The following is a 24,735-nucleotide window of genomic DNA, read 5'->3' on the forward strand; positions in this document are numbered from 1 at the left end:
CGACCAGACACCTAGCCAGGGTGGGGCTTGCGATTCCATTCGACCTCTCTGCGCGAAATCAGGAGGTGGAGCATCTTGTACGCCCGGTATGCCCGCACGATTACCAGCACCAGTAGAGCCTTCGCCTTCGCCATTACACCGTCGACGCGGTCGCTGGCAAAAATCTTGACCCAATCGAGGGCGGGGGAGAGCAGTACGGCTGCAGCTCGCAACAGCCATAAAGCTTGCCATTTTGCTGTGTGTCTTCCGGCGTTTACCGCGTGCTGGATATGCCGATCCCATTTGACAAGCAGTTCGTGCAGAGTTTCTCGGGCCGGATGAAAGACAATCATACCGGAAACGTAGTTGAACGTGTACCCGGCAGAACAGGCGCGTTGTCCCCAGTCGATATCTTCGGCGATATCAATTCCACGAAACGGGCCGATCCGCCCAAAATCCGATCTTCTGACGACCAAATTGCCGGTGCCGCAAAACCCGTGCTGCTCGATGTAGAGCTTGAAGCGGTACGCGAACACGCTTTCATACGCTTCGAGAGCGGTAATCGGCAGATTTGGCTCTCGCCATATCCTCACGTCGCCGCCTAAAATTGTTTGCGCTGGCGCCCGGTCCAAGGTTTCGAAGGCGCACCCGAGCCAATCCTTGTGCGCGCGGCAATCAGCATCAATGAAAGCAAGTATCTCGCCGCTGGCGGCGTCAACCCCCCTATTGCGAGCCGGTCCGGGACCGGGTTTGGCTTCTTGTAGAAGAAGAGTTCCCGGATATCGCTCGATGACCTGCCAAGGAAGCGAGGCGGAGCCGTTATCGACGACGATGATTTCGAATGAGGTTCGATCCAGGCTTTGCGCACTCAGGCTTGCAAGACATGCCGCCAGTTGGTCAGGCTGGTTGAGGTGAGGAATGATGACGGAGATAGAGGGTTTAGGGGGCTTCATCGTCTGCTTTCTCCGGGCACCATCCAAAAGGTGGGCATTCAAGGCCTGCTATCAATTTTAACCGAAAAATTATTATCGCTGTTGACAAGATAATAATATAATTAAATAAATGAGCACGGATTATTATTGAAATCAGTTGGTGCGCCAACGGCGCGTTTTTTAATCGATTTAGGAGCCTAGCATGCGGGCAGATCTGCTGGGATGTTCCGTCGACATTTTAACCATGACCGAAACCGTCGAGCGAGTGCAGGGGGCAATGCGCGATCGGCGGCGCCTCCATCATGTCGCGTTGAACGTCGCAAAATTCGTAAATATGCGTTCGGATAACATCCTCCGTTCAGACGTGCTGGGCAGCGACCTGATCGGCATCGACGGCATGGGCATCGTCCTCGCGCTCCGGATGCTCGGGGTTCCGGTCCAGGAGCGTGTCACCGGCATCGATCTATGCTGGCAGGTGCTCTCAGTTTGCGCGCGCGACGGGTTCCGGCCATTCCTGCTGGGTGCGACCCCTGATGTCTTGCATCGTGCTGCCGGTGTCATTGAGAAGCAGTTTCCGTCGCTCCAGATCGCCGGCTCGAGGGATGGCTACTTCCGTACCGATCAAGAGGAAGAGGTCGTCCAGCAGATTATCGACAGCAAGGCCGACTGTCTGTTCATCGCTATGCCGACGCCACGCAAGGAGCGGTTTCTTTCCGCACATAAGGACCGGCTCTCTGTGCCGTTTATTATGGGCGTTGGGGGCTCGCTCGACGTCATCGCGGGACATGTGCGGCGAGCCCCGCCTCTCATGCAGTCAATGGGACTTGAATGGCTCTATCGGGTCTATCAGGAGCCGCGTCGAATGTGGTGGCGATACACCAAGACCAACGTCATGTTCGCGGCAATACTGGTTCGCGCCTTCCTCAGCCAGCAAAGCATTGGCCCTGGTCGACTGTCTCGTTCTGGTTGAGGAGGCGTCGCGCGTGACGAAGCGAATATTTGTCTTGTTTGGGACGCGGCCTGAAGCCATCAAACTCTTTCCCGTCGTAAAGGAGCTTCAGGCCCTCGACGCGATTGATGTGACGGTGTGCGTGACGGCCCAGCATCGCGAGATGCTGGACCAGGTGTTGCGCCTCGTGAAGATCGTTCCCGACATCGACCTCGATCTGATGAAGAAAAATCAGACCTTGGACGAGTTGAGCAGCAGGATCTTGCTTTCCGTTGGCGAAGCGCTCGACCGGGTCCGCCCCGATCGGGTGGTCGTGCAGGGGGATACGGCCACCGCAATGATGGGTTCCCTGGCGGCCTACTATCGGCGCATTCCCGTTGCGCATGTCGAAGCGGGTCTTCGCAGCGGTAACATTTATGCTCCTTGGCCCGAAGAGGTGAACCGAAAGATCATCGGAACGATCGCGGATCAGCATTTCGCCCCGACTAGGCTCGCTGCCGACGTGTTGCTAAAGGAGAATATTCCTGCGGACAGGATCCACGTTACGGGCAATACGATTGTCGATGCGCTGGTGGCGACCAAGGCGTTCGTCGAGGCCGATCCGCAGCTGTCGCGACGTTGGGATGATCTCAAAAAGCGGCGAGGCAGCCGACGTATCGTTCTCGTGACCACGCACCGGCGCGAGAATTTTGGCCAGGGGATGGATTGCATCGCTGATGCTCTTGAGCGAATTCTCGAGCGAGAAGACGTGATGCTGATTCTGCCCATGCATCTCAACCCGAATGTTCGAAATGTTCTGCAGGGCCGATTGTCGGGGCATCCACGCGCCGAAATCATCGAGCCGCAGGAGTACGCCGACTTTGTCGGTCTGCTTTCCATGGCTCATATCGTGTTGACAGACTCCGGTGGTATCCAGGAGGAGGCCCCCTCGCTCGGAAAACCGGTCCTCGTCATGCGCGATACTACGGAGCGCCCAGAGGGTGTGCTGGCCGGGACCGCCCGGCTCGTCGGGACCAGCCGCGACCGGATTGTCGCCGAGACATTCTCACTACTTGATGATCCGTCCCACTATTCGGAAATGTCGCGTGCGCATAATCCGTTCGGGGATGGTCACGCCAGCACGCGAATTGTGAAGGTAATGCTAAATGGCTGAGTTTCAGAATATTGTCGTGGTCGGGTTGGGATATATCGGTTTGCCCACGGCTGCTGTCATTGCCAGCCGTGGCATGCAGGTCGTGGGTGTCGACGTCAACGAGCGTGTGGTCAAGACCGTCGCCTCGGGTTCGATCCACATCGCAGAGCCCGACCTGGAAGGTCTCGTTCAAAAGGTTGTGACGGCGGGATCTCTAAGGGTTGCAAAAGATCCGCCAAACGCAGACGTCTTCATGATCGCGGTCCCCACACCCATCGACGAGGAAAAGCGAGCAGACCTCAAAAGCGTGATGAGCGCTGTGGAGAGTATTGCCGGAGTTATACGCCCTGGCAATCTGGTGATTCTGGAATCAACCGTGCCGATCGGGACAACCGAAGCCGTTGCAAAGCGGATCACCGATCTTCGGCCCGACCTGAAAATCGGTTTGGCCGATGGGGACGAACAGGCAATCTCGGTGGCCTATTGCCCGGAGCGCGTCTTGCCCGGACGAATCCTAACCGAACTGGTCCACAATGATCGATGCATTGGAGGCGTGACGCCTCATTGCGCCCGAAGAGCGCAGCGGTTCTACAAAACGTTCGTGAGAGGTGCGTGCGTTCCGACCAGTGCCCGTGCCGCAGAAATGGTCAAACTGACTGAAAATGCGTTCCGCGATACGAATATTGCGTTTGCAAACGAGCTCTCCCTGATCTGTGATCGTTACAAAATTAATGTTTGGGAGGTCATCGATCTCGCCAATCGCCATCCCCGCGTTAATGTCCTGCGCCCCGGTCCTGGAGTGGGCGGGCACTGCATCGCGATCGATCCCTGGTTCATCGTCGACTCGGCGCCCGATCTCGCGCGCCTCATTAAGACGAGCCGTGAAGTCAATGATTCAAAGATCTCATGGACCGTGGAGCGAGCCATGGCCCTGATCGAGGAGCATCCTTACGCGAACGTGGCGTGTTGCGGCTTGGCATTCAAGGCGAACGTAGACGATCTCAGGGAAAGCCCGGCCCTGGAAGTGGCGCATCAGCTCGCCGAGCGTTATGGAGGTCGCGTGAAAATCGTCGAACCGAATATTCGCGAACTGCCCGCGAGTATTTCCAAGCACGGTGCCACCCTGACCGACCTCAATGAAGCCATCAAGACGTGCGATGTAGCGATCGTCCTGGTCGATCACGACGATTTCAAGCTCGTTCCTCTCGCTGAGCGCCGCCACCTCGCAGTTATCGATATGCGCGGGATTTGGCAGGATATGCCCGATAGGAGCTCGGGTGCGTCTCGGTGAAACGAAGCGTTCACCGCGCACCGAATCGCAGGGTATGGAAAGACGCGCGTGACATTGCTTAGGACGTGGACGGAACGTGTCTTCGTCGGTGGCCTGGCGCCGCTAGTCGTGTTCGGCTCGCGGTTTGTCGGCAATATTATCCTATCGAGATTGCTTGCGCCGGACGAGTTCGGGACGGCGATTGCGATTGGCGTCGTCTTGAGTCTTGGCGGCCTTGCGACCGACGTTGCGCTGGACCGTTTCGTCATGATCAATGGATCGGCGCGAGCGCTGGCGACGGCACACCTGTTGTCGTTAACCAATGGCGTCTTGCTTACAATCTTGCTCGTGGTCTGTTCGCCATTATCCGCTCGGCTGTTCGGGGTGCCCGATTTCTCATCGAGTTTTGCCTGGGCAGCCTGCATCTCGATGATTGGGTCGTTTGGTCACTTGAGTACCAAACAAATTCAGCGGACCTATAATTATGGCCCGGACACCATTGCCCAAGTCGTGGCCAACCTCACCTCGGTTGTCGTTCTACTTTTCGCTGCGGCAACGCTGCGCAATCATTGGGCGATCATCGTAAGCATGGCGTTCCAATGGACGGTTTATGTTGGCCTGTCTCATGCGCTTGCGCGTTCTCCATACCGGGTTCGCTTTAACAAGACCAAGCTACGACAAGCTCTCGCGTTCGGACTCCCTCTGACGCTCAATGGGATTGGTCTCGCCATCATGTCCCAACTCGACCGCGTCCTGGTCGGATATTGGTTCGGTGTGAGGGAGCTAGGCACATACGCTGTCATGTTCAGTATGAGCGTGATTCCGACGCACTTGATCGTGAACGTTCTCGGCGGGCCTGGGTTTTCATTTCTGCTCGCCGATAATGCTAATGTGGCACTCCGGCAGGAACGCTATCGCGTCTTACAAGGCGTCTATTCAGTTATAACAAGTCTTTACGCGCTCTGGATGGTGCTAACTCTCGACGGAATTATCCCGCTCATATACGGGAAGTCCTTTGCGATCAGCGCGCTGGCTCATGTCCTCTTCGTGCTGATCGCTTGCCTGAGACTTCAGCGCTCGGGCGCACCAACTTCACTTCTCTTGGCGGGTGGCCGTACGAAGCAGCTCGCGGTCTTGAACTTGTCGTCTGGCTTCGGATTGCTTTTCGCGGCAGGCTGCATAGCTATTTGGCCGCGTCTGGAGTCCATGCTCGTGGGCATAGCAATCGGGGAGTTCATCTCTTTCTTGGTCTTCTTTGCATCACTGGGCGACAAGCAGTCTCGCCGAGGGCCGGCGGTGGTCATGCGGGACGTGATATCAGCCATCTTTGTGCCAGCCACGCTTGCCGCTTTTCTTGCGCTTGAACCGGATCCGACGTGGCCGGCGCGCGGAATGCTCTTTCTGCTGGGGCTCGGACTTATTGGTTCGCAAGTGTGGTTCGAATTGCACACCAACCGCAGTCTTCGCGGGGCGCTTTCTAACGCTATTGGCGACTGGCTCGTGCGGCGCCGGTCTGTTCAAACATAGAGGATCGGCGTTGGATTAAGCATTCGAATCCCTAATCTTTGCGGATGATCGGTACTCCGCGTAAGGTACCATCAGAGGCCATCAATCGATGTTGTTGCAGTCAAGCGTCACCGAAGGCAGGGACAACAGCTTCAACGTTCTGAGAATGATCGCCGCCGGTGCGGTCTTGATCTCGCACGCCTATCCGCTCTCGTTCGGTCCCGGGACGTCGGAGCCTCTTGAGACAGCCCTTCGAATGACGTTGGGCACGCTCGCTGTACTGACGTTCTTTGCTATTTCCGGATATTTTATTTCCCTGAGCTTCCACAATCGGCGAAGTTTCGTACACTTCGCGACCGCGAGGGCATTGCGAATTTACCCGGGTCTGCTTTGCGTGCTGGTACTCACCGCGCTTATACTCGGTCCAGCAACCACCAAGATTGGATTAGCCCGGTATCTGTCGGATCAAGAGACGTTCCTGTACATACCGAGAAATCTTGCTCTCTGGCCGCTGCAATTCGGTTTGCCCGGCGTATTCGTAGAGAATCCGTATCCCGTAGCGATCAACGGGTCGCTTTGGACGCTTGTCTACGAGGTGCTTTGCTACATCATGCTCACGGTCGTGGGTCTCGCGGGCCTCACCTCCAATTGGCGTCGCTATGCGCTGTTTCTGGCCGTTTACGCCTTCTGGTATATTGCGAGCATCCCACTAATCCGGGAAGACTACCCGCACATCACAATCCTTCGAAATCTGCATCTGCTGTCCTTACCCTTCGTCGCGGGCATGACGATCTTCCAGTTTCGTGATCGAATGCAGTTGCGGCTTCTCATCGTCACTTTATTGGCGTTGGGGACGGCCATCTCCTACGGTCGACCGTGGTTTCACGAGTTGTTTGTCGTGTCGTGGTCGTACACCATTTTCTACATCGGCTTTCTGAAATGCCGACTATTGTTTGCATATAACCGACTAGGTGATTACTCCTACGGTATGTATATTTACGCTTTTCCCGTCGAGCAGATCATTGCGTCTCTTTACGTCAAGAGCACGCCGGTCATGATGGTCGCGATGTCCATGCCGATAACGGTAGTCCTGGCCGTTGTTTCCTGGCATTTCGTGGAGGAGAGAGCTCTCGCGCAAAAGGGGGCCGTGGCCGTTTGGCTGACGCGAGGCATCAACGCGACCTATGTGAGGCTCTCGCAGCAGAGGCAAATCGATGAGCATTAGTCCTGGTGCCCTCGTAAGGCGAGTTTGAAGCATGGATTACTATCACTTTGTTCGGCGTGAGATTGAACCGCTATTGCCACCTAATCCGACTAGGATACTCGAGGTGGGCGCGGGGGCGGGGGGCACGCTGAAGTGGCTAAAGGCCCAGTATCCAGGCGCAGAGACTACGGCGGTCGAACTAAATTCGGATCTGCGCGACGAGCTGACACAGAACGTGGATGTCGCACTTATCGGTCCGATTGAAGATGTCCTGCCCGCACTGAAAACTTACGATCTGATCTTGCTCCTTGACGTGCTCGAACATCTGACCGACTCGGTCGGAGTGCTTCGGAAGCTCTCGAGCCTTCTGGTCCCCGGAGGGCATATCATCGTTTCAGTGCCAAATATTGCGCATCTGAGTGTCTCGCTGCCACTCCTGCTGACGCGACGTTTCACCTATCAGGATTCCGGTATCCTCGACCGTACGCATCTCAGGTTCTTCGTCGAGAGTTCGGCGGTGAAGCTTCTCAACGATGCAAGTTTGACGGTGATCGCAGGTTTGATGTCCGGAATGCAAGGCCCGCGGGCGAGGTTGATGAATATGCTTTCCCTGGGCGGTTTGCAGCATCATTTGGCAAAGCAATACATCATGCTTGGTCAGCAAACCGCCGGTCAGATTTCGCAACCGCCGGTGGCTTGGAAGCCCGCAAGGTAAGGTCTGCGCTAGGCTTCGTTGTTTGATTTGCGTTTGATCGTTCGTTCTGCTCCGAGAAGCTATGGCAGCGTCTCTTTCACTAACGCTTGAGTTGCCACCTGCGATCTGGCAGAGAGCAACTCCGTCGCTCATCGGGTTATCGCTCTGGCCCGGTCAGGATAGCGAACATTGGCTTCGAAGGATCCCCGTTATGGACGGTTCGCGTATCATTAGACGAAGCGTCTTGACGGGTTTGATCAACCTGATCGCGGCACCTGCAATCGTGCGAGCTGCGACTGCCTTATCGTCGAATGAAACGGCTGTCCCATCGGCCGCGGATTCTGGCAGCCAGGATGCGCCGGCCGGGGTAGCGCAATATCCAACATATTTCACCAGCTTGAACGGAATTTCGCCGTATCCGGTCCGTCCACCCTGGCCCGTCGCCGGGGTGGATTATCGCGTGGGGGTAAGTGCTGGTGTCAAGTTGAAGGATCCGGCAAGCATCATGCCGAATGTAGCCTCTCGTTCGGGAACGAACCCGATCGTGCTGCGGCTCGAAGCTGACGACGTTGTCCTCGATGGTTACGATTTTACGATGGGAGGTTGGTGGCAAATTCGAAGCAACGGCCATGCCAATCTAACGATCTCGAACTCCAGGCTTCAAAACCTCTGTATCGACATAGATACCGGCCCGTTGACAGTTAAATATTGCGAGATCGACGGGCTGGGCTCGGCAGGGGAAACAGTCTTCGGTTGCCTGGCCTTTTTGCGAACCGGCGTAACGTCCTTCTGGAGGTATAACTGGTTACATAGTGCGCAGAATGATTTCATCGACTTGGCGACCTCCGATATCGATGCGCGCTTCAATCTATTCGACACCATGGGCTATGAAGCCGGCGCTCACGCCGATGCGATACAATTCGCGGGTGACGGCAGGGCCAACAACATAAAGATCCTATTCAACACCTACGTTCATATGGTTGCGACCAAAGCGAGTCCGAGCAGTTTCATCGACCTGGAGACGCAACTCGGGTCAGGCACGCAAGTGATGAATGGACCGGAAGTTGCGTACAATACCGCGTCGAATACAGCCGTCGGGGGACTTAGGGGGAGCACCTTTTTCCGGGTATCTCAGGTCAAAGGCACGATAGCGGACGCCTATGTCCACGATAACTTTGCGGATCTGACGAATATGATCGGGGTCATTTCGACGACCCCGTCGCCGGGCCAAGGGTACCGTAAGAGCGGCAACACCCTCTTGAGATCCGGACAACGCTTCTAGAGCGCCATAGAGTTGCCCACGCGTTGTACAAAGGCGCTGGGTTACGGCCTCACGATTGGCACTAATCTGCCAATCGGGCCGCCGGTTGCAAATCCTGCTGCCGAAACCCGGAGGCCGGGCTCCTGCAGTGGTTCTCTCGACGGGAGCGGGTAGGCGTCTCGACGGAAGTAACGTTACCAGTTTCACCGCGGCAATGATCCCGAAGCGATCGTTGAACCTGAGGAGGGCTGTCAGCGGTTAGCGTGTATTGCCAGCGGTCATGCGGGATCCATTTAGCGGGATAGTCGCGCGGCAAAGACATTATGTTCGTGGACAAGGGAGTTGGCAAAGCAGCTCCAGGATCGGCAGATACTTGGATGCAAGGTCTCCGGCGGCCGGATGGAAAACGCCTATTTAACACGTCGGAACATGTTTTTCCGGGCCACGCTCGACAGTTTGCGCGCTCATTGGCGCCGACTGCTTCGAGGCTCCTTGGAGGCAAACACATTGTCGGCTGGAGAAGCAGTATTAATGATATTATTTAAACGACTCTACCGATTAAATTTGACGATGTCGTCCCCTCACGTGATATTCTAGGGCTACGAGGGGGATACCGTTAACCGCGGATATCGAGTGAAATGAGACCGTCGGCGTCCGCAGTCTTGACCCATCTTCCGGGCAGGCAACCGGCCTCGATTTCGGGGCGCGCGTCTGCGCTTCCGTTCATGGTCACTGCAATTGTCGTCGGCCTGTTCCTGCCTGAGGAACTTTCTTTCTATATATTCGGGCTGAGGCTGACTGTCGTTAGGCTGCTCTGTCTGTTGCTGGCGCCGATCCTGATTGTGAAGGGACTACAGAAGGCATCGGCTGGACGCTACAGATTCGTGCTATCGGATCTTCTTGTCCTCCTAGCCGGGTTCTGGCTGGTCTATGGACCCGCCAACGTCGACGATCCGGTATCGGCGCTCAATCATGCCGGCCCCACAATTCTTGAGTTTGGCGTCGCCTACATGGCGACCAGAATTCTGTTGTCTGAGCGCGGTCATGCGCTGGCTTTAGCCAACCTGCTTTGTCGAGCAATTGCAGTGGTTGCGCTCGTCGGGGCGCTCGATCCTGTGACTAACCATCGGTTCGCGCACGATCTGGCCGCCGCAATCGCAGGCCCGATGCATAGCATCGATTCCTGGGACGACGCCTATCGCCTTGGTTTGCTGAGGGCGACAGGAACAATCGAGCATCCTATTCTGTTTGGCTTTATCTCCACGATCGGCATACTTATCGCGGCCTCGGTCCCTGTCCCCGGGCGGTTCTTCGTCATTGGGGCGTGCGGGCTCGGAGCCGTCCTGGCCTTTTCGTCGGCACCGCTTCAGGTGATGATTATCGGGTTCATTCTGCTTGCCTACAATTCGATGTTTTCACGTATGGCTGGCCGCTGGCTGGTTCTGGTCGCGATAGGTATACTTGCGGTTAGCGCTGCGTTCGTGATCAGCAATAATCCCGTCGGGTTCATAATCTCGAACCTGACCTTCTCGCCCGAGTCCGGCTATTACCGCGAATGGACTTGGCACATGGTCACTCTTTACGTGTCACAATCGCCCTGGTTCGGGCTTGGGTTTGGTAAGCTCCCGGATGAGATAGACCATTCCATCGATTCTTTATGGCTCGTGCTGTCGATCCAGTCTGGCTATCCTGGGGCTGTGCTGGTCGGGCTTTCGTTGATGGGGGCCGCTCCAATTGGGAGTCGTGGGCAACACCTGACGCCGACCGAGAAGAAGCTCGCAACGATCGTTGGGATCGTGCTTTTTCTCACTCTCTACATTGCATTCACCGTGCACATATGGGGATCCGGTTGGATTTTGACCGGCCTCCTGATTGGCCTGAAGGCGCATTTGACTGAATTGAATCGCTTGATTGATCCTCGCCGCTCCGGTTTGGCGTCCTGAGAACTCTCGTACAAGTCAGATCGTTGCGAGCTTCGTGAGGGTGCGCCCGCAATGGTTTGAAAGGATGTCGCGATGCACTTTACGTTCTCGAAGTTGATTGGCTTCTTTCTTGTCCCTTCTAATGTCATTGCCTCCTTCGCAGTGCTGGCGCTGATCCTGCTTATTTTTCGCCGCCGAAGCGCGATGCTGTTTGCCGCACTGTCTCTGGCTGTCTTGGCGGCCGGAGGCTTGTCACCGATCGGAAATATGCTCCTGACGCCTCTCGAGCAGCGATTCCCGGAGATGACGCTTCCTCGCGAGCAGGTCGATGGGATCATTGTGCTTGGCGGATCGTATGACTCACAAAGCCACGGCTATCTCAGCACCATCGTTCTCCGAGACGATACAGAGCCGATGGCGGTCATGGTTGCCTTGGCCAAAAGATACCCAGCGGCTAAGATCATCTTCTCTGGCGGGACAGATGGCGTCGACGGCCCAAGTGAGGCATCGGTCGTCAAGCAGTACTTCATTTCGTTCGGAATTGCGGCGGATCGCATTCTGGTCGAAGGGAATTCGCTGACGACAGCAGAGAACGCGCGGTATACGGCGCACCTCATCAATCCACGGCCTGGATCGCATTGGCTCCTTGTAACCTCCTCCTACCATATGCCACGAGCGATCGGTGCCTTCCGAAAGGTTGGCTTTGATGTGTTCGCCTTCTCGGTGGGGTCGCGGACCCATGGCTGGCAGGAGATGTGGGTGCCGGAAGACACGGCCACGGACAATTTGCGACGTGTCGATATCGCCGTCCACGAATGGTTGGGATTGCTGATCTATCGGTTGTCAGGTCGGTCCGATGAGTGGTTTGCACGATGAGGGCCAATCCGTGCAATTACGGGGGCGCCCAGGCTGGGGCTGGCTCTCACGCTTAGTCGGGCCGGCGCTGGTTGAGGCGTCTGTTTGTGTGTTTGGCGCCTTCCTCGTCCACCGCATCACTTGGGCGATCTCCATATTGAGCGTCAACAAGGGGCGGCGCGTCGAGATCTATAAAATCAATGATTGCCCTCTCGGCAGCTCCCATGAAGAGCGTTGGATGCCTGCGACGATTTGAATCATCAACATTGACCAATCACCTGTGCGAGCGCCCGTATGCTCTGATTCGTGATGGGGCTGAATCGAGGCATTTTCCACTAGTCGGCCGATTTCTCAGCGGACGACACCTTCAAGCAGCTGTCTTATTTAAAGTAGATTTAAAAACCCATTTAATTCGGCCGTTCTGTAAAAAAGAACCTATTTCGCTTAGGCGCTTTTAGCAAGCGTGGCGGATTGGCGGCGTTGTTGTCCTTTTTTACTTCGTTCAATGATTCAGTTGTGCGAAATATTCACCGGCACGTTTCGTAGGAAGTCCTAGAAATCGTCTTAAAAAAGACCAGACCGAGGATCAGTCGAGGAGTTGGGTTTGGGGTAACAGCTCATCAGGTTTAAAGCGCAGGGGTGCGCAACTTGAGCGGCTGAGGCGGGAATTCCAAACGTGCGTGAACAAAGGGGCCAAATTTGACTCGCAAAACGCATCCATCCGTGCAGTTTGATCATGCCGAGCGCCACAGCTCTTCAGATATCATCGCGTCGATTGAAGCCGCGGCGGCTGACGCATTGATGGCCATCCGATCGACGGGTGCTGCATCTCGGATGGCAATCGCCCAGTCTCTTCATCGCGACGTGTTTCATCACGGGCATACGGCCGAGCTTGACCAAGGGGTAGGTTTGCGGTCGGACGCGAATAGCGAGGTGGGCTCGGGTTCGCCGAGCGATGTCACGATCGTCGATACGCCCGCTCATTCCTTGGCCCCGACGGTGGAGGTCGCTGGTAGCGGAGGTGCGTCCGCGGATGCCGGCGCTCAGCTTGCCGTGGTCTCGGACGGTGGCACTCTGGAGCTCTCGTCTTCATTCTCGGGTGCCGTCGCATTCGACGGAGCGACCGGCACCCTCAAGATCGACGATTCCTCGACATTCAGCGGCAAAATTGCCGGTCAACTTGCTATCGGCGATGTCATTGATCTTGCGGACGTCACAGCTGGCGCAAACGCGCAGATCAGTTACACCGGCAACAACTCGCCTGGCATACTCACGGTCAGCGACGGCACGCATACCGCCAGTATTGAGTTGCTGGGCAACTATTCGCTGGCGAACTTCACGGCATCGAGCGACGGTCACGGTGGCACGTTGATCGTCGATCCTCCGCTGGTTGGCGATGGTTCTGCTGGAGCGCCTGGCGGAGCCCCGCAATTGGCTGGAATATTGGACGGCTACACTGTGCGCCCTTCCTGGGAAGTGGCCGGCGTCGACTATGCCGTCGGCATTACCGCGGGCACCGTCCTGAAGGACCCTTCAACAATAAAAATGGCTGGGGTTTCAGTTAACTCCTCGCTCCATCAGGTCACGGTCACGGGGGGCAACGTCACGCTTGACGGTTACGACTTCTCGCTCGCCGGCGGTTGGTCCGTCATCACGCAGGCTGCGAATACGACGATTTCCAATTCCAACTTCAAGATTGGATCAAACAGCAATTTCACGATCTACGGAGACAACGGCTCTTCAAATCTGACGGTCAAGAATTGCGTCATCGACGGCAATATGCAGTCGGATCAGCTCAACAACGGTCTCATTTACACAAGTACGTCGGGCCTCACCGTTGAGTATACGCTGCTCAAGAATGCCTATTCCGATTTTATCCAGGCACAGGGTGGTGGGCAGGTCACCATCAAGTACAATGTGCTGAATGACAACGGGAACGTTAATGCGCATCCCGATTGGCTTCAGACAATGGGGAGCAATCCCTTCACTGAAACCATCATGTACAACACTGTGTACCAAACCGTCGTGTCAAATTCGGACGGTACACAGGGCTTCATGCTCAATGACAACGGTTCGACGGTCACGAGCGCGGAACTGGCTTATAATACGATCATAGCCCTTCCGGGCTCCAACGTCGGCGTCATGACGACGGTCAATGGGGGATCGAGTCTGGCTGGAACCGTGCTGATCCACGATAATTTCGCCGATACGCGAGGGGGCACTTTCGGCAACGAAAGCTTCTTCTCCGATCCGACTTATTCCCCCAATGCCAAGTACTACAACAACACCAATATGGAGACGGGTGGGCTGTATTTCCAGAACATCACACCTTCGCCAACCGCACCTGTCGGGGCTCAGACGAACTCCGCAAAACCTGTTGTGACACATTCGACGTTGGTGCCGACCGTAACTGTCACGAGTGAGACAGTGAGTGGGGACGCAGTCACGCTAAAGGGGCAGGCGAGCTCTGGTTCCTGGATTAGCGGTTATACCATACAGATTTTTGATGGCGCGACGCAGATCGGTCTGGTCGACACCGATTCATCCGGTGCCTGGACTTTTACGGCGACGCTATCTGCCGGGACGCATAGCCTGACGGCAAAGGCAAACAACTTTTTCGGCTATGTCAGCGCGCCTTCTCAGGCGGTGAGCGCGGTCATTGCCGGATCCGGAACCTCGAGCCCGACCCCGCCTGCGGCGCCGACGATCGCTTCGTTCACGACCGACAGCGGTGTTGTCGGCGACCACATCACCAACGACAACACGCTGACGCTGACGGGCTCGGCCGTCGCCGGCAGCACCGTGAAGGTGCTTGACGGTTCGACGGTGCTGGGGACCGTGACGGCGAACTCGAGCGGCGCCTGGACGCTGACCACGGCCGCGCTCTCCGACGGCGGTCACTCGCTGATGGCGACGGCGACGACCTCGGGCGGCACCAGCGTTGCGTCGACGGCCCTGGCCGTCACGATCGATACGCACGCGCCGGGTGTGCCGACGCTGGTCGCATCGACGTCTGCAGCGACGCTTGCGAGCACGCATGTCGAGGTCCTGACGGGCACGGCGGAAGCCAACAGCACGATCACGGTGTTCGACGGTGCGAACAAGCTCGGCACCGCGGTCGCCAACGCCAGCGGCGCATGGAGCTATACCACTGCGGCGCTGTCGACCGGCGGTCACAGCTTCACGGCCACGGCGACCGATGCTGCGGGCAACACCGGCACGGCGTCTTCGCCGGTCTCGGTGACGATCGCCGCGGCGCCTGCGGCGCCGACGATCGCCTCGTTCACGACCGACAGCGGTGTTGTCGGCGACCACATCACCAACGACAACACGCTGACGCTGACGGGCTCGGCCGTCGCCGGCAGCACCGTGAAGGTGCTTGACGGTTCGACGGTGCTGGGGACCGTGACGGCGAACTCGAGCGGCGCCTGGACGCTGACCACGGCCGCGCTCTCCGACGGCGGTCACTCGCTGACGGCGACGGCGACGACCTCGGGCGGCACCAGCGTTGCGTCGACGGCCCTGGCCGTCACGATCGATACGCACGCGCCGGGTGTGCCCTTCGAGGCCGGCGACTCAATCGTCAACGGCAACCAGGTGGTGTTAACAGGCACGGCCGAAGCAAACAGCACGGTCCAGGTGTACGATGGCGCGACCCTCGTCGGGACGGGAACGACGAACTCCTCAGGGAACTGGACCGTTACGACGGTCGGACTATCAGAAGGAGCTCATTTCCTGACAGCAACGGCAACCGACGTCGCAGGCAATGTCAGTGCGCTTTCACAGCCCCTGGATCCAGTCATCGGTGCTGCAGTTCCTGCCACTCCAACGATCGCTTCGTTCACGACCGACAGCGGCGTTGTCGGTGACCACACCACCAACGACAACACACTGACGCTGACCGGCTCGGCCGTTGCCAGCAGCACTGTGAAAATATTCGATGGTTCGAGCCAATTGGGTACGGCCAATGTGGATGGTAGCGGGAACTGGTCATTCACAACTGCGGCGCTCGGTGACGGAGGCCACATCCTCACGACGCAGGATGTCGATTCTTCGGGGCAGGTTAGCCTCGCATCGGCGCCCCTGTCGATCACGATCGATACACACGCCCCGGTTGCTCCGACCATTGGTGCGTATTCGCAAACAGGATCGTCGGTGGGAAGCACGACGACCCTTAACGACCTCGTGCTGAAGGGATCCGCGGAGGCCAATAGCTCAGTCAAGATCTTTGACAACTCAACCCAGATCGGGACCGCGACCGCGGACAGCAGTGGCGCGTGGAGCTTCGATACCGGCGTGCTGTCGAATGGAGCTCAGAAATTTACGGCGACGACAACGGATGCGGCAGGAAACGTGAGTGCGGCATCCGCCGGTCTCAACGTGACGGTCAATTCGGCATCCTCAGGCTACGCAGATGGATCGAGCAGTGCGCATATCGGCACGCCACAGCTGGCGTCGTTGCTGGACAGCTATGCGGTTCGCCCACCCTGGCAGGTCGCGGGCGTAGACTACGCGGTTGGTGTTCCGGCGGGCACGGCGCTCAAGGATCCGAGCGTTGCTGCAAATCTTCCGGCTGGCGTATCGATCGACACTGCCAACCATGTCGTGAGCATCCTTGGTAACAACGTTACGCTTGACGGTTTCGACTTCTCGCTGAGTGGCGGTTGGACAGTCGTCGTCAAGCCGGGAACTACGGGCACGACGACGATCGAGAACTGCAACTTCTCGCTTGGCGCAAACCAGCCCGTTGCCATCGATGCAGGTTCGACCAACGTGGGAAATCTCACGGTGTTGAACTGCTCCTTCGACGGAAATCAGATGAATATTCCGTCGGTGCAGCCGCCGCCGGCAGGAACGGGACTGGGCGCCGCCATCAACTATAATGGCACTGGCACGTTCGTCGCCAAATACAACTACATTCACGACATGCCCGCCGATGGTATCGATTTGGGCAACGGGACTGTTACACCTACGATCCAATACAACGTCTTTGAGGGCTTGGGGTATACGCCGGGGTCGCATCCTGACCCCATCCAGTTTGTTGGCGACGTCGTGAATAATGCGATGATTGCCTATAATACAATCTATCAACCTCAGGGAGTTGAACCGAACGAAGGGCTCGCCGTTCAAGCCCAACTCGGCTCGACGATTACCAATACGACTATCGCCAACAATGTTATCATCGCGACCGGCCCCAACATGTCGATCTCGTTGAACATTGGGCTGTTCCAAGACAGCGGAAACGTCCTCAATGGAGTGATTGTCAGCAACAACTACGTCGATCCCACGGGTACCTTCACGGATACGGGCTTTGGCGATCTGCCCTCGGAAGTGCAGGGATCAAATCTCACCATCGAAAACAACATCAATCTCCTGACTGGCAAGAAGACGGGCCCCACGGCCGGCAGCTTTGCGACAACCGATGTTGTCAGCGTCGTTCCTTCGCCGAGTTCGGGGACTGAGGGCGTTGGAACCTCGATCGTATTCACCGTCAAGTTCGACCAAGCCATGACTGTGACCGGCAAGCCGTCGTTGGTCCTGAATGACGGAGGTGTGGCGACATACACAGGGGGGGCAGGCACCAACACGCTGACGTTCAGCTATACTGTCGCTGCGAGCGATACCAAGGTGTCTGCACTGGCCATCACCCAGGTCAACTTGGCGAATGGTGCGAAAATCGCCAATTCGCTTGGGGATGCGGCCGAACTCACCGGCGCGTTGAAGACCTTTACTGGCCTGCAGGTAGATCCTGGCACGACCTCCACCCCGACCCCGCCTGCGGCGCCGACGATCGCTTCGTTCACGACCGACAGCGGTGTTGTCGGCGACCACATCACCAACGACAACACGCTGACGCTGACGGGCTCGGCCGTCGCCGGCAGCACCGTGAAGGTGCTTGACGGTTCGACGGTGCTGGGGACCGTGACGGCGAACTCGAGCGGCGCCTGGACGCTGACCACGGCCGCGCTCTCCGACGGCGGTCACTCGCTGATGGCGACGGCGACGACCTCGGGCGGCACCAGCGTTGCGTCGACGGCCCTGGCCGTCACGATCGATACGCACGCGCCGGGTGTGCCGACGCTGGTCGCATCGACGTCTGCAGCGACGCTTGCGAGCACGCATGTCGAGGTCCTGACGGGCACGGCGGAAGCCAACAGCACGATCACGGTGTTCGACGGTGCGAACAAGCTCGGCACCGCGGTCGCCAACGCCAGCGGCGCATGGAGCTATACCACTGCGGCGCTGTCGACCGGCGGTCACAGCTTCACGGCCACGGCGACCGATGCTGCGGGCAACACCGGCACGGCGTCTTCGCCGGTCTCGGTGACGATCGCCGCGGCGCCTGCGGCGCCGACGATCGCCTCGTTCACGACCGACAGCGGTGTTGTCGGCGACCACATCACCAACGACAACACGCTGACGCTGACGGGCTCGGCCGTCGCCGGCAGCACCGTGAAGGTGCTTGACGGTTCGACGGTGCTGGGGACCGTGACGGCGAACTCGAGCGGCGCCTGGACGCTGACCACGGCCGCGCTCTCCGACGGCGGTCACTCGCTGACGGCGACGGCGACGACCTCGGGCGGCACCAGCGTTGCGTCGACGGCCCTGGCCGTCACGATCGATACGCACGCGCCGGGTGTGCCGACGCTGGTCGCATCGACGTCTGCAGCGACGCTTGCGAGCACGCATGTCGAGGTCCTGACGGGCACGGCGGAAGCCAACAGCACGATCACGGTGTTCGACGGTGCGAACAAGCTCGGCACCGCGGTCGCCAACGCCAGCGGCGCATGGAGCTATACCACTGCGGCGCTGTCGACCGGCGGTCACAGCTTCACGGCCACGGCGACCGATGCTGCGGGCAACACCGGCACGGCGTCTTCGCCGGTCTCGGTGACGATCGCCGCGGCGCCTGCGGCGCCGACGATCGCTTCGTTCACGACCGACAGCGGTGTTGTCGGCGACCACATCACCAACGACAACACGCTGACGCTGACGGGCTCGGCCGTCGCCGGCAGCACCGTGAAGGTGCTTGACGGTTCGACGGTGCTGGGGACCGTGACGGCGAACTCGAGCGGCGCCTGGACGCTGACCACGGCCGCGCTCTCCGACGGCGGTCACTCGCTGATGGCGACGGCGACGACCTCGGGCGGCACCAGCGTTGCGTCGACGGCCCTGGCCGTCACGATCGATACGCACGCGCCGGGTGTGCCGACGCTGGTCGCATCGACGTCTGCAGCGACGCTTGCGAGCACGCATGTCGAGGTCCTGACGGGCACGGCGGAAGCCAACAGCACGATCACGGTGTTCGACGGTGCGAACAAGCTCGGCACCGCGGTCGCCAACGCCAGCGGCGCATGGAGCTATACCACTGCGGCGCTGTCGACCGGCGGTCACAGCTTCACGGCCACGGCGACCGATGCTGCGGGCAACACCGGCACGGCGTCTTCGCCGGTCTCGGTGACGATCGCCGCGGCGCCTGCGGCGCCGACGATCGCCTCGTTCACGACCGACAGCGGTGTTGTCGGCGACCACATCACCAACGACAACACGCTGACGCTGACGGGCTCGGCCGTCGCCGGCAGCACCGTGAAAGTCTTCGATGGCTCCACTCAGCTGGGTAGCGCCAATGTTGACGGCAGCGGCCATTGGTCCCTAGCGACGCCCACGCTCAACGATGGAATTCACAATCTCACCGCGCAGGATGCATCCGGCGGTCCCGCGTCGGGGACATTTGCGATCACGATTGATACACATGCTCCGACTGCGCCGACGATGGATGTTGCTTCGCAGGCCGGGACCACCGCGAAAGCCAGCACCATCGCCGACGACGTCATGCTCAAGGGCACCGCAGAAGCGAACAGCCTGATCAAGATCTTTGACGGCTCGGTCCAGATCGGGACCTCAACTGCAACCAGCACGGGGGTATGGAGCTTCGATGCGGGCAACCTGAGCGCTGGTGGACACGATTTGACCTCGACAGCGACCGATGCTGCGGGCAACACCAGTCAAACCTCCGCTACCACGCACCTTGAGATCGATGCGCAGGCTCATGTCGAATTCACGAATCTTTCGGAGAACCGTTGGGGTGCCGTCACACTGAAGGGTACGGCCGATCCCAACAGCACTATCAAACTCTTCGATGACACGAAGGCCCTTGGTTCGGCCACCGTGGGGTCGGATGGAACTTGGACGTACACAACTAAAGCCGGCTTTCCCAACACCGTTCATAAATTCACGGCGCAAGAAGTCGACAGCTCTGGGCACGTTGTTGCCAACAGTGATGGGGCCGCAATTCTGGGAACAACCGGAAGAAACGCACTCACCGGCACGAATGGGGATGACGTTTTCCTGGGTAACGGACGCATTGATACGTTCGTTTTCGCGGCCAACTTCGGCAATGACGTCATCAAGGACTTCCACGCCAGCGGTTGGAATCACGATGTGATACAATTCAACAACACCGCTTTCGACAGTTTCGCCAGCGTTTTGGCTCACGCTTCGCAATGCGGTGGCGATGTGGTCATCTCCGCCGGCTCCGACAGCCTCACGCTGAAAAACACGAAATTGAGCGCACTCGATAGCCACGATTTCCACTTTGGATAGCACTTGACGATTAGGGGCAGACGATTTTGCGGGGGACTTATGAGTGATTTGGGATCGCGGCGGGAGCTCCCGCCGCCCGACGCTTCTGCGGTCGAGGTTTCTCACTGGCAGGTGGCTAAGGCCGCAGTGGGGATCATCGTCGATCGGGTTCGATCGAAGGTCTCCGGCGGGGCGCTGGAGACAATGCGCTCCCGAATCTTCCGCGAGCGTGCAGGGGCGGATGCGGTCTACGGGGACGCGCGCTCCGAAGTACTCACCTTCGTCGTTTCTTGCCGTCGCATCTTTTGGGCTCTTGCGATATTCAGCGGCCTCAGCAATCTTTTGATGCTGAATGGCTCCTTCTTCATGCTGCAGGTCTACGACCGGGTTCTGCCAGGCCGCAGCATCCCGACTCTTGTCGCGCTGTTGGCCCTCGTGGCGATGCTATATGTGCTTCAAGGAGGGCTTGACCTGGTCAGAAGCCGGATAAGCCTGCGCATCGGCCGTTATCTCGACGAACGACTGGGACTGCGGGTCTTTGATGCGCTCGTCAGATTGCCCCTCAAGACGCGGGGCGACGGCGACGGGTTGCAGCCTTTGCGCGATCTCGACCAGGTTCGCAGCTTCTTGTCGAGCAGCGGCCCGGCCGCTTTGTTCGATCTGCCATGGATACCGATCTATCTGGGTATCTGCTTCCTCTTCCATTTTTGGATCGGAATAGCCGCGCTGCTCGGCGGTATCATACTGGTCGGCCTCACCGCTCTCACGGAAATTCAAAGCCGCGGTCCGGCCAAAGCCTCTTCACGACATGCAGTCCTGCGCAGTGCCCTTGCGGCTGAGGGACGACGAAACGCTGAAGTACTTCAGGCCATGGGAATGCGGCGTCAGGCCGCCGAGCGATGGCAGGACGTGAATCAGAAATACCTGGCGGCCCATGAGCGATCCAGCGATATCGGAAGCGGGCTCGGCGGCATTTCAAAGACGTTCAGGTCGCTTCTGCAATCGCTTATCCTCGCGGTCGGTGCCTATCTGGTCATCAATCAGGAATCTACTGCAGGTATTATCATTGCAAGCTCAATCTTGACTGCCAGGGGACTTGCTCCTGTCGAGATCGCAATCGCGAACTGGAAGGGCTTCGTCTCCGCAAGGCAAGCAGGTCGGCGCCTCGACGATTTGCTCAAGCTCCTGCCGCGCGAAGAAGAGCCGCTCGCGTTGCCGCCGCCGACCGGTGCCCTGGTCGTCGAGCAGCTTCATGTCGCGGCCCCGGGCTCCCAGAAACCCCTGCTGTCGGACGTATCGTTCGCGTTGAAAGGCGGGCAAGCGCTTGGCATCATCGGCCCAAGCGGAGCAGGCAAATCTACTTTGGCAAGGGCGCTCGTGGGGGTTTGGCCACATGCACGGGGCAAGATTAAACTGGATAATGCCGCACTGGAGCACTGGTCATCCCAGTCCCTCGGCAAACACATCGGATATCTTCCTCAAGATGTCGAATTGTTCGACGGCAGCATTGCCGTCAATATCGCCCGGTTTGACGTCAAGGCCACTCCTGCAGCGGTTTTGGGAGCCGCAAACGCTGCCGGAGCGCACGATCTCATCCTGTCTCTTCCCGACGCCTATTCAACGAGAGTGGGCGAGGGCGGCATGGCGCTGTCGGCCGGACAGCGTCAGCGTATCGGCCTTGCCCGCGCGTTCTACGGGAGCCCATTTCTTGTCGTCTTGGACGAGCCCACTTCCAATCTCGATTCAGAGGGTGAGGATGCGCTGACCGAGGCAATCCTTGGTGTGCGTCGCCGTGGCGGGATCGTCATCATCGTTGCTCACCGCCCCAAGGCCCTTGAAGGGGTCGACCACGTTCTGGTGGTTGGGGAAGGCAGAGTGCAGTCGTTCGGGCCCAAGGAAGAGGTACTGAGGAAAGTCTTGCGCACGCCGGTACCGTTGAGGGTTGTCGCCGACGGACAAGGAGGGGCGTGATGGAGGGCGAAGCCGCAACGCCAGCGTTACGATCTATTCAGCGCTACATGATCGTTGGCATTCTCATTATTTTATTTGCGACGTTTGGAATTGGCGGGTGGGCCGCGACCTCACAATTGACCGGGGCCGTGATCGGGCAGGGCGTTGTTGTCGTCGATTCGAGCGTCAAGAAGGTGCAACACGCAACAGGCGGCATCGTTGGTGAGATGCACGTGCGTGAAGGTGACCATGTCGATGCAGGGCAGATCCTGATCGGACTGGACAAGACCCAAACGCTCGCCAACGCCACAATTGTTATTCAAGGCGTCGATGAACTCCTTGCTCGTCAAGGTCGTCTCGAGGCGGAGCGCGACAATTCCGAGCAAATCGTCTTCCAGATGTCTTTGATCGAGCGCGCGCGCGACACCTCTTCTGTGGCTGCGCATGTCGTCGCTGCCGAGAAAGCCCTCTTCAGTTTGAGAAGGGAAGCCAGGGCTGGCCAGAAAGCCCAGCTGAGGGAGCGAATTGCGCAACTGGCGGAAGAAGTAAAGGGATATTCGGGCCAGGTCGACGCAAAGCTCAAGGAAATCGATCTGATCCGTCAGGAACTCGAGGGTGTTCGTGCCCTTTGGCAGAAGAACCTCATCCCGATCGCACGACTAACCGCGCTTGAGCGCGATTCAGCGCGACTTGAGGGTGAGCGCAGTCAATTGACCGGGGCCATCGCGCAATCCAAGGGCAAGACGGCCGAAATTCAGCTCCAAATGATCCAGATTGATCAGGATTTGCGAACTGAGGTCGGCAAGGACCTGATCGAAACGCGCGCAAAGCTCTCGGAGTTGTCGGAACGCAAGACGGCGGCGGTGGATCAACTGAGCCGCGTGGACATTCGCGCTCCGCAAAGTGGTCGTGTGCATCAACTGACAGTTCATACCGTTGGTGGTGTGATTGCGCCTGGTGAGCAGATCATGCTCATTGTTCCAGATGCAGACGCGCTTGCCATCGAGGTGAAAATCTCGCCGCGCGATATCGACCAGGTCTATTTCGGCCAACAGGCGGCCTTGCGATTTGCAGCGTTCAACCAGAAAACCACGCCGGAAATCGAAGGCACGGTAACAATGGTATCGCCGGATTTGACCGAGGATCGGAGAACCGGCAATAGCTTCTATACAGTGCGGGTGGGACTTGGCGCGGATGAGCTCGAAAAACTCGGGACCGCCAAGCTCGTGCCCGGCATGCCGGTCGAAGTGTTCATCAAGACGGCCGGCCGGACGGCACTGTCTTATCTGACCAAACCTCTGATGGACCAGGCTGAGCACGCGTTCAAGGAGAGGTGAGTTGGCTTAGTGCACAGTCGCTTGTCCGCCCACGTTCGATGCCAATTCTGAGATTTGTCTGACTGCTGAGCCTTCGATTGCGACGCAGGTCAGGCGTCCCGTCACGAAGGCTCCGGTGTCAATGTTCAGGCGGTTGGTCCGCACATCGGGGACACGTACTGGCGTATGGCCGTGGACGACGAAAGCCTCGAAGGGCGCCCGGAAATCGAGGAAGTCTTCGCGGATCCAGAGGAGATCGCTTTCGTCCTGCTGAGCGATGGGGATATTCGGACGAATTCCCGCATGTACAAACAGGACGTCTCCGCATTGAAACCATGTTTGCAGCGAGCCAAGAAATGCCCGGTGATCGTCGGGTAGGGTCGTGGCGAGTTGCACTGCGAGGTCAATTCGCTCCTGCATGTCGGGTTGCAGGGTGGGCTTCAGACCATAGGAGTGGAGCGTCTCAAGGCCGCCGCAGGTCCGCCATGAGTCCAGGGCCGTCGGATCCTGAAGAAAGGCTAAAACGAAGGTCTCGTGATTCCCTTTCAGGAATACGCTTTCGATTCTGGCTTTGCATTCGACTAAGATATCCAGGACGTCCTTCGATGATGGTCCCCGATCGATGTAGTCACCCAGGAAAACGAGAATTGGCCGTTCGGCCGGACTCCTTGTGTAGTCGGAATTGATATTTTCGAGCACCGAACGCAACAGGTCCGCGCGGCCATGGATATCTCCGATTGCATATATCCTCACGCCAGTGGGGAGGCCAGCCGGGATACGAATGCTTCGTCCCGCATCGAAGACCATAGGATGCGCGCTGCCGCTTCGTGCCGCCGGGCGTAATCTCCGTGCGCTATCCAAGCGTCTCGGTCTGGCCAATTGACCGGTCACCAGCCGGACCATCGTCAGAACCGGCTCGGGAAACGTTTGCCAAAACCTCGGTTTAAAGCTTCCGTCATGACCCGGCGCGTCGAACGAGGGCGGATTGGAGGAGGCTTCAAGCGAACCATCCTGATCACGCCAGGAGGAGGAGCTGAAGTTCCGATTTAAGACGTCCGATCGCCAAGCATGCAATTTTAGAGCACCGATCGAACCCAGGATCACGACCTGGGCGCACACGACGAGTGCAAGTTCGCCAAGGGTCATCCCCGTGCGATCCTGCCGCAGATCACCTCGCGCGCG

General features: G+C 58.3%; 14 protein-coding genes. 12 read left to right on the plus strand and 2 right to left on the minus strand.

Going from position 1 to position 24,735, the window contains the following annotated elements:
* Positions 1–11 precede the first annotated feature (11 nt).
* Positions 12–932 (minus strand): glycosyltransferase family 2 protein, encoded by a 921-nt coding sequence (locus BRA471DRAFT_RS10305; RefSeq protein ID WP_007606846.1) that lies wholly within the window; start codon positions 930–932, stop codon positions 12–14.
* A gap of 181 nt (positions 933–1,113) precedes the next feature.
* Here BRA471DRAFT_RS10305 and BRA471DRAFT_RS10310 point away from each other — a divergent pair, with 181 nt between their 5' ends.
* From BRA471DRAFT_RS10310 to BRA471DRAFT_RS10365, 12 genes are all read left to right on the plus strand, one after another.
* Complete coding sequence (locus tag BRA471DRAFT_RS10310) at positions 1,114–1,881, plus strand: WecB/TagA/CpsF family glycosyltransferase (RefSeq protein ID WP_007606847.1); 768 nt, start codon at positions 1,114–1,116, stop codon at positions 1,879–1,881.
* 13 nt (positions 1,882–1,894) lie between these two features.
* Positions 1,895–3,013 (plus strand): non-hydrolyzing UDP-N-acetylglucosamine 2-epimerase, encoded by a 1,119-nt coding sequence (gene wecB, locus BRA471DRAFT_RS10315; RefSeq protein ID WP_007606848.1) that lies wholly within the window; start codon positions 1,895–1,897, stop codon positions 3,011–3,013.
* Positions 3,006–4,283, plus strand: a complete 1,278-nt coding sequence (gene wecC / locus BRA471DRAFT_RS10320; RefSeq protein WP_007606849.1) for a UDP-N-acetyl-D-mannosamine dehydrogenase — start codon at positions 3,006–3,008, stop codon at positions 4,281–4,283. The genes wecB and wecC overlap by 8 nt, the downstream gene beginning before the upstream one ends.
* A 48-nt stretch (positions 4,284–4,331) precedes the next feature.
* Positions 4,332–5,789, plus strand: a complete 1,458-nt coding sequence (locus tag BRA471DRAFT_RS10325) for an oligosaccharide flippase family protein (RefSeq protein WP_007606850.1) — start codon at positions 4,332–4,334, stop codon at positions 5,787–5,789.
* A gap of 88 nt (positions 5,790–5,877) precedes the next feature.
* Entirely contained in the window at positions 5,878–6,993 is a 1,116-nt protein-coding gene (locus tag BRA471DRAFT_RS10330; protein ID WP_007606851.1) for an acyltransferase, read from the plus strand.
* A 31-nt stretch (positions 6,994–7,024) separates the two neighbouring features.
* Positions 7,025–7,687 (plus strand): bifunctional 2-polyprenyl-6-hydroxyphenol methylase/3-demethylubiquinol 3-O-methyltransferase UbiG, encoded by a 663-nt coding sequence (locus BRA471DRAFT_RS10335; protein ID WP_007606852.1) that lies wholly within the window; start codon positions 7,025–7,027, stop codon positions 7,685–7,687.
* A 223-nt stretch (positions 7,688–7,910) separates the two neighbouring features.
* A complete protein-coding gene (locus tag BRA471DRAFT_RS10340) occupies positions 7,911–8,948 on the plus strand; it encodes a hypothetical protein (protein ID WP_157234065.1) in 1,038 nt (345 codons plus the stop codon).
* Between the two features lie 641 nt (positions 8,949–9,589).
* Positions 9,590–10,870 (plus strand): hypothetical protein, encoded by a 1,281-nt coding sequence (locus BRA471DRAFT_RS10345; protein WP_157234066.1) that lies wholly within the window; start codon positions 9,590–9,592, stop codon positions 10,868–10,870.
* Positions 10,871–10,942: 72 nt separating this feature from the next.
* On the plus strand, positions 10,943–11,725 hold the full coding sequence (locus BRA471DRAFT_RS10350; RefSeq protein ID WP_007606863.1) for a YdcF family protein: 783 nt from the start codon (positions 10,943–10,945) through the stop codon (positions 11,723–11,725).
* Between the two features lie 678 nt (positions 11,726–12,403).
* On the plus strand, positions 12,404–20,308 hold the full coding sequence (locus tag BRA471DRAFT_RS10355) for an Ig-like domain-containing protein (protein WP_157234067.1): 7,905 nt from the start codon (positions 12,404–12,406) through the stop codon (positions 20,306–20,308).
* Positions 20,309–20,347: 39 nt separating this feature from the next.
* On the plus strand, positions 20,348–22,258 hold the full coding sequence (locus BRA471DRAFT_RS10360; protein WP_007606866.1) for a type I secretion system permease/ATPase: 1,911 nt from the start codon (positions 20,348–20,350) through the stop codon (positions 22,256–22,258).
* Complete coding sequence (locus BRA471DRAFT_RS10365; RefSeq protein ID WP_007606867.1) at positions 22,258–23,574, plus strand: HlyD family type I secretion periplasmic adaptor subunit; 1,317 nt, start codon at positions 22,258–22,260, stop codon at positions 23,572–23,574. Before BRA471DRAFT_RS10360 ends, BRA471DRAFT_RS10365 begins: the two co-directional genes overlap by 1 nt.
* A 6-nt stretch (positions 23,575–23,580) precedes the next feature.
* On the opposite strand, the gene BRA471DRAFT_RS10370 is transcribed toward BRA471DRAFT_RS10365, so the two are convergent.
* The gene (locus BRA471DRAFT_RS10370) at positions 23,581–24,699 is read right to left on the minus strand and encodes a metallophosphoesterase family protein (protein WP_007606868.1); all 1,119 of its coding nucleotides are present in this window, start codon (positions 24,697–24,699) and stop codon (positions 23,581–23,583) included.
* Positions 24,700–24,735 lie beyond the last annotated feature (36 nt).

The sequence above is a fragment of the Bradyrhizobium sp. WSM471 genome, from assembly GCF_000244915.1.
Lineage (GTDB): Bacteria > Pseudomonadota > Alphaproteobacteria > Rhizobiales > Xanthobacteraceae > Bradyrhizobium.

Bases quoted from the DNA above. Each gene is read 5' to 3' on its own strand.
- BRA471DRAFT_RS10335 (WP_007606852.1), top strand. From the start codon at position 7,025: ATGGATTACTATCACTTTGTTCGGCGTGAGATTGAACCGCTATTGCCA.
- BRA471DRAFT_RS10350 (WP_007606863.1), top strand. From the start codon at position 10,943: ATGCACTTTACGTTCTCGAAGTTGATTGGCTTCTTTCTTGTCCCTTCT.
- BRA471DRAFT_RS10310 (WP_007606847.1), top strand. From the start codon at position 1,114: ATGCGGGCAGATCTGCTGGGATGTTCCGTCGACATTTTAACCATGACC.
- BRA471DRAFT_RS10370 (WP_007606868.1), bottom strand. From the start codon at position 24,699: ATGACCCTTGGCGAACTTGCACTCGTCGTGTGCGCCCAGGTCGTGATC.
- BRA471DRAFT_RS10360 (WP_007606866.1), top strand. From the start codon at position 20,348: ATGAGTGATTTGGGATCGCGGCGGGAGCTCCCGCCGCCCGACGCTTCT.
- BRA471DRAFT_RS10330 (WP_007606851.1), top strand. From the start codon at position 5,878: ATGTTGTTGCAGTCAAGCGTCACCGAAGGCAGGGACAACAGCTTCAAC.
- BRA471DRAFT_RS10365 (WP_007606867.1), top strand. From the start codon at position 22,258: ATGGAGGGCGAAGCCGCAACGCCAGCGTTACGATCTATTCAGCGCTAC.
- wecC (WP_007606849.1), top strand. From the start codon at position 3,006: ATGGCTGAGTTTCAGAATATTGTCGTGGTCGGGTTGGGATATATCGGT.
- BRA471DRAFT_RS10305 (WP_007606846.1), bottom strand. From the start codon at position 932: ATGAAGCCCCCTAAACCCTCTATCTCCGTCATCATTCCTCACCTCAAC.